General features: G+C 65.1%; 16 protein-coding genes. 9 read left to right on the top strand and 7 right to left on the bottom strand.

Annotated features, from left to right (window positions below; all coding sequences use genetic code 11):
• Nucleotides 1-59: 59 nt before the first annotated feature.
• The 8 genes from OU426_RS00420 (at nucleotide 60) to OU426_RS00455 (ending at nucleotide 8,129) form a co-directional block, all read left to right on the top strand.
• A complete protein-coding gene (locus OU426_RS00420) occupies nucleotides 60-860 on the top strand; it encodes an ABC transporter ATP-binding protein (protein ID WP_324289786.1) in 801 nt (266 codons plus the stop codon).
• A 34-nt stretch (nucleotides 861-894) separates the two neighbouring features.
• Entirely contained in the window at nucleotides 895-1,665 is a 771-nt protein-coding gene (locus OU426_RS00425) for a transporter substrate-binding domain-containing protein (RefSeq protein WP_267631854.1), read from the top strand.
• Nucleotides 1,665-2,402, top strand: coding sequence for an ABC transporter permease (locus OU426_RS00430; RefSeq protein ID WP_267631855.1), 738 nt, complete (start codon nucleotides 1,665-1,667; stop codon nucleotides 2,400-2,402). The genes OU426_RS00425 and OU426_RS00430 overlap by 1 nt, the downstream gene beginning before the upstream one ends.
• A gap of 2 nt (nucleotides 2,403-2,404) precedes the next feature.
• Nucleotides 2,405-3,184, top strand: a complete 780-nt coding sequence (locus tag OU426_RS00435; protein ID WP_267631856.1) for an ABC transporter permease — start codon at nucleotides 2,405-2,407, stop codon at nucleotides 3,182-3,184.
• A 221-nt stretch (nucleotides 3,185-3,405) separates the two neighbouring features.
• Nucleotides 3,406-5,244 carry a dihydroxy-acid dehydratase gene (gene ilvD / locus OU426_RS00440; RefSeq protein ID WP_267631857.1) on the top strand — a complete coding sequence of 613 codons (1,839 nt, stop codon included), beginning with the start codon at nucleotides 3,406-3,408 and terminating at the stop codon, nucleotides 5,242-5,244.
• Between the two features lie 83 nt (nucleotides 5,245-5,327).
• The gene (locus OU426_RS00445) at nucleotides 5,328-6,296 is read left to right on the top strand and encodes an aldo/keto reductase (RefSeq protein ID WP_267631858.1); all 969 of its coding nucleotides are present in this window, start codon (nucleotides 5,328-5,330) and stop codon (nucleotides 6,294-6,296) included.
• 28 nt (nucleotides 6,297-6,324) lie between these two features.
• Nucleotides 6,325-7,086, top strand: a complete 762-nt coding sequence (locus tag OU426_RS00450) for an aldolase/citrate lyase family protein (protein ID WP_267631859.1) — start codon at nucleotides 6,325-6,327, stop codon at nucleotides 7,084-7,086.
• A gap of 53 nt (nucleotides 7,087-7,139) precedes the next feature.
• Nucleotides 7,140-8,129 carry an MDR family oxidoreductase gene (locus OU426_RS00455; RefSeq protein ID WP_267631860.1) on the top strand — a complete coding sequence of 330 codons (990 nt, stop codon included), beginning with the start codon at nucleotides 7,140-7,142 and terminating at the stop codon, nucleotides 8,127-8,129.
• 117 nt (nucleotides 8,130-8,246) lie between these two features.
• On the opposite strand, the gene lexA is transcribed toward OU426_RS00455, so the two are convergent.
• From lexA to OU426_RS00490, 7 genes are all read right to left on the bottom strand, one after another.
• Nucleotides 8,247-8,933: a transcriptional repressor LexA gene (gene lexA / locus OU426_RS00460; RefSeq protein ID WP_267631861.1), complete on the bottom strand. Its 687-nt coding sequence runs from the start codon at nucleotides 8,931-8,933 to the stop codon at nucleotides 8,247-8,249.
• A 93-nt stretch (nucleotides 8,934-9,026) separates the two neighbouring features.
• Nucleotides 9,027-10,208, bottom strand: a complete 1,182-nt coding sequence (locus OU426_RS00465; RefSeq protein ID WP_267631862.1) for a molybdopterin molybdotransferase MoeA — start codon at nucleotides 10,206-10,208, stop codon at nucleotides 9,027-9,029.
• On the bottom strand, nucleotides 10,205-10,681 hold the full coding sequence (gene moaC, locus OU426_RS00470) for a cyclic pyranopterin monophosphate synthase MoaC (protein ID WP_267631863.1): 477 nt from the start codon (nucleotides 10,679-10,681) through the stop codon (nucleotides 10,205-10,207). The genes OU426_RS00465 and moaC overlap by 4 nt, the downstream gene beginning before the upstream one ends.
• Nucleotide 10,682: 1 nt before the next feature.
• Entirely contained in the window at nucleotides 10,683-11,480 is a 798-nt protein-coding gene (trpC, locus tag OU426_RS00475) for an indole-3-glycerol phosphate synthase TrpC (RefSeq protein ID WP_267631864.1), read from the bottom strand.
• A gap of 17 nt (nucleotides 11,481-11,497) precedes the next feature.
• Nucleotides 11,498-12,100, bottom strand: coding sequence for a glutathione S-transferase family protein (locus OU426_RS00480; protein ID WP_267631865.1), 603 nt, complete (start codon nucleotides 12,098-12,100; stop codon nucleotides 11,498-11,500).
• Nucleotides 12,101-12,163: 63 nt separating this feature from the next.
• Nucleotides 12,164-13,054: a c-type cytochrome gene (locus OU426_RS00485; protein WP_267631867.1), complete on the bottom strand. Its 891-nt coding sequence runs from the start codon at nucleotides 13,052-13,054 to the stop codon at nucleotides 12,164-12,166.
• A gap of 67 nt (nucleotides 13,055-13,121) precedes the next feature.
• Nucleotides 13,122-13,589, bottom strand: coding sequence for a c-type cytochrome (locus OU426_RS00490; protein WP_267631868.1), 468 nt, complete (start codon nucleotides 13,587-13,589; stop codon nucleotides 13,122-13,124).
• A gap of 226 nt (nucleotides 13,590-13,815) precedes the next feature.
• Here OU426_RS00490 and OU426_RS00495 point away from each other — a divergent pair, with 226 nt between their 5' ends.
• Entirely contained in the window at nucleotides 13,816-14,673 is an 858-nt protein-coding gene (locus tag OU426_RS00495; protein ID WP_267631870.1) for a LysR family transcriptional regulator, read from the top strand.
• Nucleotides 14,674-14,685: the final 12 nt, after the last annotated feature.

A 14,685-nucleotide genomic window follows, 5' to 3' on the forward strand; every position in this document is an offset into this window, starting at 1 on the left:
GCATAATTGCAGAAGTGTGGTTTTCTTTGCAAGAGATTACCGCTTCGGAGGAGGGTGGTTTGACCGTTGACGCCAATTCGACGATTGAAAGCGCCGCAGGCAGCGACCTGAACGACACGATCCGTATCGTTGATCTTCACAAGACTTTTGGCAACCTCGAAGTGCTGAAGGGCGTCTCGCTGACCGCGCGCAAGGGCGATGTGGTGGCGGTGATCGGTGGCTCCGGCTCGGGCAAGTCCACGATGCTGCGCTGCGTGAACTTCCTTGAAACGCCGACGGCGGGCGAGATTCATATCGGCGGCGAGAAGGTGATGATGCGCGCCGATGGCAGCCCGGCCGACCGGCGCCAGATCGAGCGGCTGCGCCAGAGCCTTGGTATGGTGTTTCAAAGCTTCAACCTCTGGACCCACAAGACGGTCATGGAAAACCTGATCGAAGTGCCGGTCCATGTGTTGGGCGTGCCGAAGGCCGAGGCGGTCGATCGTGCGAAAGTCCTTCTCGCGCGGGTCGGGCTGTCGGACAAGGCTGAAGTCTATCCCGCCTTCATGTCAGGTGGCCAGCAGCAGCGGGCCGCCATCGCTCGCGCGCTCTGCATGGAGCCGCAGGCGATGCTCTTTGACGAGCCCACCTCGGCGCTCGACCCGGAACTGGTCGGCGAGGTCCTAAACGTGATCCGCGGCCTTGCCGTAGAGGGCCGCACGATGATCCTCGTGACCCACGAGATGAAATTTGCCCGCGAAGTCGCGAGCCATGTCGTCTATCTTTACAACGGGCTGGTCGAAGAGGAAGGACCGCCCGAACAGCTCTTCGGGGCGCCAAAATCCGAGCGTCTCAGGCAATTTCTAAGGTCCGTGGGCTAACCCGGCGCATACACATCCAACTGAGAGGAAGAGAATGAAGATCAAACTTGCAGCCCTGGCCGCGTCGCTTCTGTTCGGAACCGCCGCCTTCGCCGACCCGGTCAAGATCGGCATTGCCGCAGAACCCTATCCGCCCTTCGCCTCGCCCGATGCTTCGGGCAACTGGGTCGGCTGGGAGGTCGACATCATCAACGCCGTCTGCAAGGCGGCCGAGATGGACTGCGCGATCACGCCTGTCGCGTGGGACGGGATCATCCCCTCGCTCACCTCGGGTCAGATCGACGCGATCATGGCATCGATGTCGATCACCGCCGAGCGGATGGAAACCATCGACTTTTCCGACAAGTACTACAACACGCCGACCGTAGTGATCGCCTCGAACGGATCGGACATCGCGCCGACCGCCGAGGGGCTTGCCGGCAAGGTCATCGGGGTCCAGGCCTCGACCGTGCATGAGGCCTATGTCGCCAAGTATTTCGCGCCGACTGCTGCCGAGGTGAAGGTCTATGCCACGCAGGACGAGGCGAACCAGGATCTGGTCGCCGGCCGGATCGACGCGATCCAGGCGGATTCGATCGCGATGGATGCTTTCCTCGCGACCGAAGCCGGGGCGGCCTGCTGTGAATCGAAAGGCGCCGTCGCGGACGATCCCGAGATTCTCGGCCTCGGCGTCGGTGCGGGCATCCGCAAGGGCGAGGACGAACTGAAGGGCAAGATCAACGCGGGCATCGCCGCGATCATCGCCGACGGCACCTACGACGCCATCACCAAGAACTACTTCGCCTCTTCGATCTACGGCGACTGATGCTTGGTTTCGAGGCGTTCGGCGCCTCCACCCTGCCGCTTCTGGCCTATTCGCCCCCCGGTTGGGGGGCGACTCTGCTCGCTGGCCTGTGGAATTCCGTCCAGATCGCGGTCGGAGCTTTCGGGCTTGGTATCCTGATCGGGATGGGCGGGGCCTTCGGCAAGCTCTATGGCGGGCCGGTCCTGAAGGATCTTCTGGCCATCTACACGACGGTGGTCCGGGCGGTGCCCGAACTTGTCCTCATCCTCATTCTATATTTCGCCGTGACCGATGCGGTGAACCAGATGCTGCTGAGTTTTGGCTATTCCCGCATCCAGATTTCCGGCGTCGCCGCCGGGATCGCGGTTCTCGGCGTCGTGCAGGGCGCCTATGCGACCGAAGTCTTGCGCGGAGCGATCCTGTCGGTGCCCTCGGGCCAGATCGAGGCGGCGCGGTCGATGGGCATGCCACCCCTGCTTCTTGCACGCCGCATAACGCTGCCCCTGATGATGGCGGCGGCGGTGCCCGGGCTCGCAAACCTCTGGCTTGTCGCCACCAAGGACACCGCCCTTCTTGCAGTCGTGGGCTTTGCCGAGCTGACGCAAGCCACGCGGCAGGCGGCGGGCACGACAAAAGCCTTCTTTACCTTCTTCATGGCGGCGGGCGTGCTCTACCTCATACTCTCGCTCGTCTCGACGCTGATCTTTTCACGGATCGAACGTTGGGCGCGGCGCGGGCAGCGGACGATGGGGAGGTAGCGATGCTGAAGGAACTGATGATCCCGCGCCGCCTTGTGATGATCGCCATCGTGCTCGGTCTGGCGATCTGGTCTGCCTATGCGCTGCGCTGGGACTGGCTTGGCACTCCCAAATATCAGGCGCTGATCTGGACCGGCATCTGGAACACGTTCTGGATCCTGATCGTCACCATGGTGATCGGGATGGCGCTCGCCATTCCCCTGGGTCTCGCCCAGGCGGTCGGCCCCTGGTATCTCGCCGCCCCGGCCAGCATCTTCTGCAGCATCATCCGCGGCACACCGCTGCTCTTGCAGCTCTGGCTCCTTTACTACGGCATCGGCACCTTCTTTCCTTCGATCCCCTGGATCCGGGATTCGAGCCTCTGGCCGATCCTGAGACAGGCCTGGCCCTATGCGGTGGTGGCCCTGTCGCTCTCCGTCGCGGGCTACGAGGGCGAGGTTATGCGCGGCGCCTTCAAGGGTGTGCCGCACGGGCAGTTGGAGGCGGCCAAGGCCATGGGCATGCCGCGCTTCACCATGTTCCGCCGCATCTGGTTGCCACAGGCCCTGCACCGGGTTCTGCCGACCCTGGGCGGCGAGACGGTGTTGCAGCTGAAGGCCACACCGCTCGTCGCAACCATCACCGTGATCGACATCTACGCCGTCGCAGGCCGCGTCCGTCAGGACACGTTCATCGTCTATGAACCGCTGCTCCTCTTGGCCGTCGTCTATATGGCGATCACCGGGCTGATCGTGCTCTTGTTCCGCTGGTTCGAAAGCCGGTTCCCGAGCCGCGTGGCGTGAGGCGCGTGGGGGCTCACCCCGTCCGGCAAAGGCCCACCGGGACTTTGCTCGTCGCAGCGCACCCCCCCACACCCCCGGGGTATTCGCACCAGAATGAAGGGGGGTTCCTTTTCATTCTGGCCCAAAAATCCCCGCCGGAGGCAAGAATCTTACTGCACAGGGTTTGACCTTCGGTCGCCAGAGTGCCATTTCGGGGCGGTCATCCATCCCGAGGTCATGCCATGCCCGCCTATCGTTCCCGCACCTCCACCCACGGCCGCAACATGGCGGGCGCGCGGGGTCTCTGGCGCGCCACGGGCATGAAGGACGGCGACTTCGGCAAACCGATCATCGCCATCGTCAACTCTTTCACCCAGTTCGTCCCCGGCCACGTCCATCTGAAGGACTTGGGCCAGCTTGTAGCGCGCGAGGTCGAGGCAGCGGGCGGCGTCGCCAAGGAGTTCAACACGATCGCCGTAGATGACGGCATCGCGATGGGCCATGACGGGATGCTCTATTCGCTGCCCTCGCGCGAACTGATCGCCGACAGCGTCGAATATATGGTCAACGCCCATTGCGCCGACGCGATGGTCTGCATTTCGAACTGCGACAAGATCACCCCCGGCATGCTTATGGCCGCGATGCGGCTGAACATTCCCGCCGTTTTCGTTTCGGGCGGGCCGATGGAGGCGGGCAAGGTCGTTCTGAAGGGCAAGGAAGTGGCGCTCGACCTCGTCGATGCGATGGTGGCGGCCGCCGATGATGCTGTGAGCGACGAGGACGTGGCTAAGATCGAGCAGAACGCCTGCCCGACCTGCGGATCCTGCTCGGGCATGTTCACGGCAAACTCGATGAACTGCCTGACCGAGGCGCTGGGGCTGTCGCTGCCCGGCAACGGCTCGACCCTCGCCACTCACGCCGACCGCAAGCGGCTGTTCGTGGAAGCCGGTCACCTGATCGTCGATGTCTGCAAACGCTATTACGAAGAGGAGGACGCCTCCGTCTTGCCGCGCAATATCGCGACGAAGCAGGCTTTCGAAAATGCGATGGCGCTCGATATCGCCATGGGCGGGTCCACGAACACGGTACTTCACATCCTTGCCGCCGCCAGCGAGGGCGGCGTCGACTTCACGATGGAGGACATCGACCGCCTCAGCCGCAAGGTGCCGGTCCTCTGCAAGGTCGCACCGGCCAAGCAGGACGTCCACATGGAAGACGTCCACCGCGCGGGGGGCATCATGGCGATCCTTGGCCAACTCGACGCGGCGGGGCTTCTGAACCGCGAGGTGCCGACAGTCCATGCTCGCTCGATCGGCGCCGCGATCGACCAGTGGGACATTTCCCGCACCAACCAGGATTCGGTCCGGCATTTCTTCATGGCCGCACCGGGCGGCGTGCCCACGCAGACTGCCTTCAGCCAGTCGCGCCGCTGGGACGCGCTGGATCTTGACCGCGAGAAGGGCGTGATCCGCTCGGCCAAGACGCCGTTTTCCAAGGATGGCGGGCTCGCCGTCCTCTCCGGCAACCTCGCGCCCGAGGGCTGCATCGTGAAGACGGCGGGTGTGGACGAGTCGATCCTGATCTTCTCCGGTCCCGCGCGGGTTTTCGAAAGCCAGAATGCCGCTGTCGAGGCGATCCTGTCGAACCGCATCAAGGCGGGCGACGTGGTGGTGATCCGCTACGAAGGCCCGAAGGGCGGGCCGGGCATGCAGGAGATGCTCTATCCCACCTCCTACCTGAAGTCGAAAGGCCTCGGCAAAGCCTGCGCTTTGATCACCGACGGTCGCTTCTCGGGCGGGACATCGGGCCTTTCCATCGGCCATGTCAGCCCCGAGGCGGCCTCGGGCGGCCTGATCGGGCTGGTGGAAGAGGGCGACCGGATCGAGATCGACATCCCGGCGCGGAGCGTCACGCTGGCGGTTGCGGACGGCGAGCTTGCGCGGCGGCGCACCGAGCGCGACGCAAAGGGCTGGAAGCCGGAAAAGCCGCGCTCCCGCAAGGTCAGCCAGGCACTGAAGGCCTATGCGCTTTTCGCGACATCGGCGGCGACCGGCGCGGTGCGGCGCCTGCCAGACGAGTGAGACAAGGCCCGCGCCTCGGCGCGGGTTTTCTTTCTGAGGTTTTATAAACGATTAACCATGCGAGCGGATCGCGAGGTGAGAGAATGATCTACAGGCGCTGCGGAAGGTCCGGCCTTCAGCTTCCTGCCATCTCGCTCGGCCTATGGCAGGGATTCGGCGGCAGCGCCAGCCATGAAAGCGTAAGCGCAAGATGCCGCCGCGCCTTCGATCTGGGCATCACCCATTTCGACCTGGCCAACAATTACGGCCCACCGCCCGGATCGGCAGAGGCAAACTTCGGTGAAGTCTTGCGCCGCGACTTCCGCACGAATCGCGACGAGATCTTGATCTCGTCCAAGGCGGGCTATCACATGTGGGACGGCCCCTATGGCTCCTTCGGCAGCCGCAAACACCTGATCGCGAGCTGTGATCAGAGCCTAGCGCGCCTCGGTCTCGACTATGTCGATATCTTTTATTCGCACCGGTTCGATCCCGACACGCCTTTGGAGGAAACCATGGGCGCGCTCGCCCATCTCGTGCAATCCGGCAAGGCGCTGTATGTCGGTCTCTCGAACTATCCCGTTGCCGCGGCGGTGCGCGGGGCCAAACTGCTCCAGTCAGAGGGAACGCCCTGCCTCATTCTCCAGCCCCGCTATTCGATCCTCGATCAGCAGGTGGAAAAGGAGGGGCTTTTCGTCGCGGCTGCCCAGAACGGCATTGGCACGATCTGCTATTCGCCGCTGTCGCAGGGCCTTCTGAGCGACCGATATTTATCCGGCGATCTCACGGCAAGCCGCGCGTCGGCGACCGGTCGTCTGGCGGCCGGGATGGAGAATGAAGCGGGCATCGAGCGGCTGCGGGCACTTGCACAGATAGCAGAGGCGCGCGGCCAGACCCTTGCGCAGATGGCGCTTGCCTGGGTCCTGCGACGGCCGGAGGTGACATCGGCGCTTGTCGGGGCCTCGCGCCCTGAGCAGATCGAGCTTTCTGTCGGCGCGCTCAGTCGACTGGACTTCGGGGCGGACGAACTGGCCGCCATCGACCGCCTTGCCTTTCTTGCCGAGGACTGGTGATCCTGCGACTGTCCAGCAGGAGAATGCCATGCCCGCCCCGAAAAACCGTTTCAAGGAAGCGCTCGCTGCGGGAAGGCCGCAGATCGGCCTCTGGCTCGGGCTTGCCGATCCTTATGTGGCGGGCCTGTGCGCCGGGGCGGGATTCGACTGGCTGGTGGTCGATGGTGAACATGCGCCGAACGATCTGCGGACCACGCTCGCGGCCCTGACGGCGATCGGGGATCGTTCAAACGCGGTGGTGCGCCCGCCCATCGGCGAGATCTGGCTGATCAAGCAGCTGCTCGACATTGGCGCGCAGACGCTGCTGATCCCGATGATCGAAAGCGTGGAAGAGGCACAGCGCATGGTCTCCGCCGTCCGCTATCCGCCGAAGGGGCGGCGCGGGGTCGGGGCCTTCGGTCGGGCGGCCGATTTTGGCCGGATCAGGGATTATGTCGCGACGGCCGACGCGGAAATCTGCCTGCTTCTGCAGGTCGAAAGCCGGGCGGGCCTTGCCGCCCTGCCTGGGATACTGGAACTAGAGGGCGTGGACGGCGTCTTCATCGGCCCGGCCGATCTGGCGGCTGACATGGGCTATCCCGGCGTGTCGGGTCAGCCCGAGGTCCTGTCGGCGATCGAGGCGGCCATCACCGAGATTGTCGCCGCTGGCAAGGCCGCAGGCATCCTGACCTTCGATCGCGCTCTGGCTGAGCGCTATCTGGCACTCGGCGCGACCTTCGTTGCCATCGGCACGGATGTGGGCACTCTGGCCAGCGGCGTCGCGGCCCTGCGCGCAAGTGTCGGTGCGTGACTTGACCGTGGGTAAGCGCTTTCGCTAAGCCGCCTTGAACAGGGAGGATCGAGATGTTCAGGGCACTGGTGGTCGAGAAACTCGACAGCGGCGAGACACGCGCGGCGGTGCGCGAGATTGCGGAAGCCGATCTGCCGGACGGCGATGTCACCGTCCGGGTCGATCATTCGACCGTGAACTACAAGGACGGGCTCTGCCTCGGTTCGGGCGGCGGGCTCGTCCGCGCCTGGCCGCATGTGCCGGGTATCGATTTCGCCGGCGTTGTGGAGGACAGCGCCGATCCCCGCTATCGTCCGGGCGACCGGGTGGTCTTGACCGGATGGCGCGTCGGCGAGGTGCAGTGGGGCGGCTATGCCGAGAAGGCGCGCGTGAGGGCCGATTGGCTGGTGCCCTTGCCCGAAGGATTGACGACGCGGCAGGCGATGGCGGTGGGGACCGCCGGGCTGACGGCAATGCTTGCCGTTCTGGCGCTCGAGGCGCATGGGCTGACGCTCGGCCAGGGGCCGGTTCTGGTCACCGGCGCGGCCGGGGGTGTGGGGTCGGTCGCGACCGCGATCCTTGCCCATCTCGGCCATGAGGTGGCGGCGGTAACTGGGCGGCCGGAGACGGAGGCCTATCTGCGGTCGCTGGGCGCGTCGCGGATCGTTCCGCGTGCGGATCTGGCCGAGACGATTAAACGCCCGCTCGAAAGCGAGACCTGGGCGGGTGCGGTGGATTCGGTTGGCGGTGCGATGCTGGCGCGCCTCCTCGGCCAGATGAAATACGGCGCATCGGTTGCATCAGTGGGGCTGGCGGGCGGCTCGGGACTGCCCGCGACCGTCATCCCGTTCATCCTGCGCGGGGTGAATCTTCTGGGGATCGATTCGGTGATGCAGCCCTACGCGCGCCGCGTCGAAGCCTGGAAGCGGATCGCGAGCGACCTGCCAATGGCAAAGCTCGAGGCGATGATCCAGCCGGCGGGACTTGGCGATCTGCCCGCGCTCGGCGAGGCGATCCTGAAAGGCCAGGTACAGGGCAGGGTGGTCGTCGACGTCCGTGCCTGAGGCACGGCGCTTCGGTCCGGGCACTTCCTCGTGCACTTCGTTTCTCGTCGGTTTGGACGGCATACATGGCCCCGCCGCACGCGAGGAGTGCCCCAAAGGCTTCGACGAGCGCTACCGTCAGTAGCTGCGGATCAGGCCGACGAGGCGTCCCTGCACCTTCACATGGCCTTCGGGCAGGACCCGCGTCTCGTAGGCCGGGTTGGCCGCCTCGAGCGCGATCATGTTGCCGCGGCGGCGGAAGCGCTTCAGCGTCGCCTCATGCCCTTCGACAAGCGCCACGACGATATCGCCATTCTCCGCCGTCGTCTGTTCGCGGATCACCACGACGTCGCCGTCATTGATCCCAGCCTCGATCATCGAATCGCCCTTCACTTCAAGGGCATAATGGCTCGCCTTGGCCGAGAGCATCGAACCCGGCACCGCCACATGGTGTGAGACTTCCGAAATCGCCTCGATCGGCACGCCGGCCGCGATCCGGCCCATGACCGGCAGATCGACTGCCCCAGCAGTCGACACCGGTGCTGCGCCCTTCGGCGGATCGACCCTGTCACCCTTGATCAGCCGCGGCTTGAAGCCGGGTTTGGTCATCGCCTCGGGTAGTTTCACAATCTCGATCGCGCGTGCCCGGTGGGCGAGGCGGCGGATGAAGCCGCGTTCTTCCAGAGCGGTGATCAGCCGATGGATGCCGGATTTCGAGCGCAGATCAAGTGCTTCCTTCATCTCGTCAAACGAGGGTGGAACCCCGTCCCGATCCATGCGCTTCTGGATGAAATCGAGAAGTTCCAATTGCTTGCGGGTCAGCATGGTGCCTGTTTTTCCTCTCGCCGTTGCCCGAGGGTTCGACCCATGTTCTACGCCTGTTCCCCTTTTGTGTCAACGACAGGTAAAGGGCGGCGCTCAGAACGGTAGATAGGGTACGATATCGCCCGTGCCCCGGACGGGATCGCCCGGCGGGCGGATCAGAAGTGCGTCGGCTTCGGAAAGGATGGTCAGGAGCGCCGAATCCTGATTGCCCATAGGCGTAATCGCGGGCAGGTCATCGCCCACCGACAAGCGCGCACGCATGTAATGGGCGCGCGGTCCGTTCTCACCTAGCGGCGCGGTGAGGCGGGCCTTCAACGGCGCGTGTCCGGCCTCCAGCCCCTGCATCCGGTCGAGAAGCGGCAGAAGGAAAAGTTGCGCGGTCACGATGGCCGAGACCGGGTTTCCGGGCAGGCCCAGAAGCACCGCGTCCTTCATCCGCCCCGCCATGACCGGCTTGCCCGGGCGCATGGCGATCTTCCAGAAGTTCTGTTGCAGCCCCAGTTCGATGGCGACCGCCTGGATATGGTCATGCTCGCCGACCGAGGCGCCGCCAATGGTCACGATGACATCGGCGCCTGTCGCGAGCGCGAAAGACTGCCGAAGCGATGCGTGTGTGTCGCGCGCGATCGGCAGGATGCGCGCCTCTGCGCCCCGCGCCTCGGCCATGGCGGCGATGGCGAATGTGTTCGAGGCGACGATCTGATCGGGCTTCGGCTCTTCGCCGGGCATGACCAGCTCATCTCCGGTAGAGAGGATCGCGACGACCGGGCGGCGGGTGACGCGAAGATCGGGGACGTTCATCGAGGCGATGAGCGCGAGGTCGGCAGGTCGCAGGCGGCGGGGTGCTGAAATGCGGTCGCCCGTTCTGAAATCCTGACCTAATGGTCTGATATGGTTAGATTGTTCCAGGCGGTCGCCAAGGGTAATCTGGTCGCCGTCGCGCGTGACATCTTCCTGCAGGACTACCCGTTCGGCGCCGTCGGGCACCGGCGCACCGGTGAAAATCCGCGCCGCTTCGCCTTGGCCCACGCGGCCCGAAAATGCATGGCCGGCGCCCGCCTCGCCGATCACTTTCAGGCGCCGCCCGGTGACATGATCGGCCTCGCGGATCGCATAGCCGTCCATAGCGGAGGCGTTGAAGGGCGGCTGGGTGAGGCGCGCAGAGACCGCCTCGGACAGAACCCGGCCGGCAGCAGCACGAAGGGGCACCGTTTCCGCATCCAGCGGTTCGGCGAGTGCGAGGATGCGCGAGAGCGCTTCCGCGACCGAGATCATTGCCCGGCCTCATAGCGGCCGGACTTGCCGCCGTCTTTAAGAACGACGCGCAAGCCCTCAATCCGCATGGATTTTTCAGCGGCCTTCAACATGTCGTAAACGGTCAGCGCCGCGACAGAGGCGGCGGTCAGCGCCTCCATCTCAACCCCGGTCTGGCCGACAGTTTTCACTGTGGCCTCGATGCGGACGCCGGGCAGGTTTTCGTCGGCCACGAGGTCAACCGCGACGCGGGTGATCGGCAGCGGATGGCAGAGCGGGATCAGATCGGCGGTGCGTTTCGCCGCCATGATGCCCGCAAGCCGCGCGACGCCCAGGACATCGCCCTTCTTCGCGGTGCCCGCGGTCACCAGCGCCAGTGTCTCGGCCCGCATATGCACTTCGGCCACTGCGACCGCGATCCGCTCGGTCACCCGCTTGTCGCCCACATCAACCATATGAGCGCGGCCCTCGCCGTCGAAATGGGTGAGTGCCATGTCAGGCCCCCACCGGATCCGCAAGGATCGCGCGGGTCGCCGCAGTCACGTCGGCCTGCCGCATCAGACTTTCGCCGATCAGGAACGACCGCGCGCCGCAACCGGCCATGTCGGCAAGGTCAGCGGGGGTGAAAAGGCCGCTTTCGCAGACAAGCGTATGGCCCTTTGGCACCATCGGCGCCAGACGGCGGGTCGTCTCAAGAGTGATCTCGAAGGTCTTGAGATTGCGGTTGTTTATGCCGACGAGCTGCGATTTCAAACGCAGCGCGCGCTCCATCTCGGCCTCGTCATGCACCTCGAGCAGCGCGTCCATGCCCCAGCCGCGTGCCGCATCTTCCAGTTCTGCCGCCAACCCGTCTGAGACGGAAGCCATGATGATCAGGATACAATCCGCCCCCCAGGCCCGCGCCTCTGCGACCTGATAGGGATCGTAGAGGAAATCCTTGCGTAGCGCCGGAAGCGAGACGGCCGCGCGCGCGGCCGTCAGGAATTCTGGCGCACCCTGGAAGGACGGGCTGTCAGTCAGGACTGACAGGCAGGTCGCCCCGCCTGCCTCATAGGCGCGGGCGAGAGCGGGCGGATCGAAATCGGCGCGGATCAGGCCCTTCGAAGGCGAGGCCTTCTTGATTTCGGCGATGAGCCCATAGCCAAGCTGTTCGGCGCCGAGAAGGGCCGCGTGAAAGCCGCGCACCGGCCCTGCCGCGCGCGCCGCTGCCTCAACTTCCGACAGGGGCCGCGCGCGCTTGGCGTCGGCCACTTCCTGAAGCTTGTAAGCCTTGATCTTGTCGAGAATATCCATGCGTCCCTTCTAGGCGCTCAGGCGGGTGCGATAAAGGGCTGATAGATGGCTTTGAACGCTTCGGTCGCTTCCAGCCGCGCCGACAGAGCCGCAAGCCGGGGCAGGTTAGCCGGATCGATCAGCCCAGGATGCGCCTCGCTGACGAACCGCCAGACGCAGACGGCGGCGATTTCGGCATGGCCCGTTCCGGCGTCGGGCAGAAGCGCTTCCAGCGCCTGCCAGCCCTCGCCGATCTGGCGGCGGCAGCGCGCGACCCAGACGTCGGACGCGCGTTCGTGCAGCCTTTGTTCGTAGAAAAGCGAAACCGCCTTGTCGCCGATGCCGGTTGCAAGGGCCGCGCGTTTCAGCGCTCGCCGCCGGTCGGGTTCCGCCACCGGGAAGAGCCGTGCGCCAGGCGCGACGAGGCTATCGAGATGATCAAGGATCATATGGCTGTCGATCAGCGCCTCGCCATCGTCCAGAACGAGGGTCGGCACCCGGGTGAGGGGGTTTATGGGGCGGATGCGGTCGGCATCGCCGAAGACCGACCAGGGTTCCTGCCGGAAGGGCAGGCCGTAAAGCGTGAGGGCAATCCCCACGCGGCGGACGAAGGGGGAATCATACTGGCCAATGAGGATCATGGAGCTACCTCCCGACGCGGAGGTTAGCCATGCCAGCACGCCGCTCACAAGCCCTCGACGCGATCACTCTACCGGCGGCACCTTCTGCAGATAGGCGGCGATCGCTGCGCGGTCCTCGGGCGACAGATGCGCCATATTCTCGACCACCAGCGCCATGTGTCCTCCGGCGCTGTCGAAATCCGGAGTGAAGCCTGATTTCAGATATTCTGCGATCTCTTCCGCGCTCCAGGTCAGTTTCGCCGGCGTGATGTTCGGGAAGCGCCCCTGTCCGGCCGGAACCGGCCCGCCTGAAAGCCAGCGGCCGCGGTCCATGCCGCCAAGCGCGGTGCGCGGCGTGTGGCATTCGCCGCAATGGCCGAGCGCCTCGACCAGGTAGCGCCCGCGCTCCTCCTCGGGCGTCAGGTCGCCCGCCAACACCCAGTCGCTCTTCAGATAGAGGAATTTCCAGCCGAAAAGGCTGCGGCGGATGTTGAACGGGAAGGATACTTCGTGCGGTGCGCTCGGGGTCGCGACGGGTGGCAGGGTCATCAGGAAGGCATGAAGGTCGGCCACATCCTGCAGGCTGGCCTTGATGTAGCTCGTATAGGGAAAGACCGGATAATAATGCTCGCCCTCGGGCGAGGTGCCGCGGGTCATCGCATTGGCAAGATCAAGCGCGCTCCAGCCGCCGACGCCGTTTTCCGGATCGGGCGAGATGTTCGGAGCGATGAAGGTGCCGAAGGGTGAGGGGAAGCGCTGGCCGCCGGCGAGTTTCAGCTTGTCATCGCCCTCGGCGTCCGGGTCGGCATGGCAGGAGGCGCAGCCGCCCGCCCAGAAGATCTTCTCGCCACGCGTGGCATTGCCGCTGATGCCGTCGAGGGCCGATGCTGGCAACCGGCTCGGCGCACTCAGCCACCAGCCGCCTGCAGCGGCGATCAGGGCGAAGACAAGGGTGGCGCGAAAGATGCGTCTCATGCGGTTCCGTAAAAAAGGGGCGGCAGGTATTTCGTTGCTGCCGCCCTTTCAGGACATACGAGGGAAGTTAGTTCGTGGGAACCCTGAAGGCCTTGTGGCAGCCGCCGCAGGAGCCGCCGAGATCGCCCATTGCGCCCTGCAGGCTCGCAAGATCGGTGCCCGCAGCTGCGGCCATGGCCTCGGCTGCTGCCTTGAAAGCCCCGGCTTTGGCGCCGATATCGGACCCGTCTGCCCAGATCGCAGCCGACGCGGTCGAGTCGGGGTTCGCGGCATTATCCGAGCCGGGCGGCCAGAGCATCGAGACATCAAGGTTGGCCGATGCAAGAAGGGCGTTGGCTGCGGTGGCTGCCTTCGCAGCGTCGTACTCGGCCTCGCCCTTGGCCATGGCGGCCAGAGTGCCGATATTGATGGCGCGATATACCATGAGGCCCTGGCGCGCCTCGATTTCATTGGCGAACGGCCCTTCCTCTTCGGCCAGGCCGATGGTTGCCATGGACAAAAGGGCTATGGCAGTTCCTGCAACAATCTTCTTCATATGTATCTCCCTGGTTGGGGCCACCTTCAACGGTGCAGCTCGCCTGCGGGTAGTTTACCTGTGCTTCTTTTGCTGTGAACTTCTGTTTTTTGCGGGTAATCTGTTGAAAACCGCACAATGGGCCTTTATCCGCCGGGATGGCCCTGCCTTGGGCGCAGTTTTGCCGAAATCGGCGGATTTGTTCGGCGTCGGCAACGGGATGGGTAACGGGAACGTGAAAGCTGGCATGGCGCGCGAAGACTGGGACGACATCAAATATGTGCTCGCCGTCGCCGAGACCGGCACGGTGAGCGCGGCGGCGCGGCGACTCGGCGTCAATCATGCCACCGTGCTGAGACGCATCGCGCAATATGAGGAGGAGGCGGGCGCGCCCCTCTTCGAAAAGACGCCGAAGGGCTATGCGCTCGCCCCAGACCGTCTGCGACTGATCGAGGCGATGCGCGAGGTTGACCGCTCGGTCCAGGCGGTGCAGCGGATGGTCGCAGGCGTCAGGGCGCCGGTATCGGGCGATGTGCGCGTCACCTCGACCGACAGCCTGTGTCAGATTGTGCTGCCGTCCGTGGTGGCGCGGATCGCCGGGCGCGCGCCCGAGCTTCTGGTCACGCTCGTGAGTTCGAACGCCCATCTCGACCTGGGGCGTATTCATGCCGATATCACCATCCGTCCGGCCCGCATCCTGCCCGACGATCTGGTGGGAACCGAGGTTGGTCAGCTGCGCTTCGCGGCCTATCGCGCCAAGGGCGGGGGCGCGGACGGTTGGCTAGGTCTTGCGGGCCAGCTGAGCCGTTCCGCGCCGGGGCGCTGGCTGGAGGGCGAAATGGGTACGGCGACGGTTGGGCCGGGGGCGGACAGCTTTCTGACGCTCAGGGAAATGGCGGCGCTTGGGCTCGGCATCGCGATCCTGCCCGACTATCTTGGCCGCGATGATGCGCGGCTCGAACCGGTCGAGGGCGCGCTGCCTGACCTTCAGGTCCCGGTCTGGGTGGCCTGCCATCCCGATCTGGCCGAGGTGCCGCGCATCGCGCTCATGCGGCAATATCTGGTCGAGGAGCTGAAAGCGGACGCCACGGCGATCTTCGGCTGAGGGTCCCTCTGC

Origin of the sequence: Frigidibacter sp. RF13, from assembly GCF_026626305.1 — a bacterium.
GTDB lineage: Bacteria > Pseudomonadota > Alphaproteobacteria > Rhodobacterales > Rhodobacteraceae > TMP-24.

What these genes read in the sequence shown, in the direction of transcription:
- OU426_RS00425 (WP_267631854.1), top strand. Translation starts at nt 895, where the DNA reads ATGAAGATCAAACTTGCAGCCCTGGCCGCGTCGCTTCTGTTCGGAACC.
- OU426_RS00430 (WP_267631855.1), top strand. Translation starts at nt 1,665, where the DNA reads ATGCTTGGTTTCGAGGCGTTCGGCGCCTCCACCCTGCCGCTTCTGGCC.
- OU426_RS00435 (WP_267631856.1), top strand. Translation starts at nt 2,405, where the DNA reads ATGCTGAAGGAACTGATGATCCCGCGCCGCCTTGTGATGATCGCCATC.
- ilvD (WP_267631857.1), top strand. Translation starts at nt 3,406, where the DNA reads ATGCCCGCCTATCGTTCCCGCACCTCCACCCACGGCCGCAACATGGCG.
- OU426_RS00445 (WP_267631858.1), top strand. Translation starts at nt 5,328, where the DNA reads ATGATCTACAGGCGCTGCGGAAGGTCCGGCCTTCAGCTTCCTGCCATC.
- OU426_RS00450 (WP_267631859.1), top strand. Translation starts at nt 6,325, where the DNA reads ATGCCCGCCCCGAAAAACCGTTTCAAGGAAGCGCTCGCTGCGGGAAGG.
- OU426_RS00455 (WP_267631860.1), top strand. Translation starts at nt 7,140, where the DNA reads ATGTTCAGGGCACTGGTGGTCGAGAAACTCGACAGCGGCGAGACACGC.
- lexA (WP_267631861.1), bottom strand. Translation starts at nt 8,933, where the DNA reads ATGCTGACCCGCAAGCAATTGGAACTTCTCGATTTCATCCAGAAGCGC.
- OU426_RS00465 (WP_267631862.1), bottom strand. Translation starts at nt 10,208, where the DNA reads ATGATCTCGGTCGCGGAAGCGCTCTCGCGCATCCTCGCACTCGCCGAA.
- moaC (WP_267631863.1), bottom strand. Translation starts at nt 10,681, where the DNA reads ATGGCACTCACCCATTTCGACGGCGAGGGCCGCGCTCATATGGTTGAT.
- trpC (WP_267631864.1), bottom strand. Translation starts at nt 11,480, where the DNA reads ATGGATATTCTCGACAAGATCAAGGCTTACAAGCTTCAGGAAGTGGCC.
- OU426_RS00480 (WP_267631865.1), bottom strand. Translation starts at nt 12,100, where the DNA reads ATGATCCTCATTGGCCAGTATGATTCCCCCTTCGTCCGCCGCGTGGGG.
- OU426_RS00485 (WP_267631867.1), bottom strand. Translation starts at nt 13,054, where the DNA reads ATGAGACGCATCTTTCGCGCCACCCTTGTCTTCGCCCTGATCGCCGCT.
- OU426_RS00490 (WP_267631868.1), bottom strand. Translation starts at nt 13,589, where the DNA reads ATGAAGAAGATTGTTGCAGGAACTGCCATAGCCCTTTTGTCCATGGCA.
- OU426_RS00495 (WP_267631870.1), top strand. Translation starts at nt 13,816, where the DNA reads ATGGCGCGCGAAGACTGGGACGACATCAAATATGTGCTCGCCGTCGCC.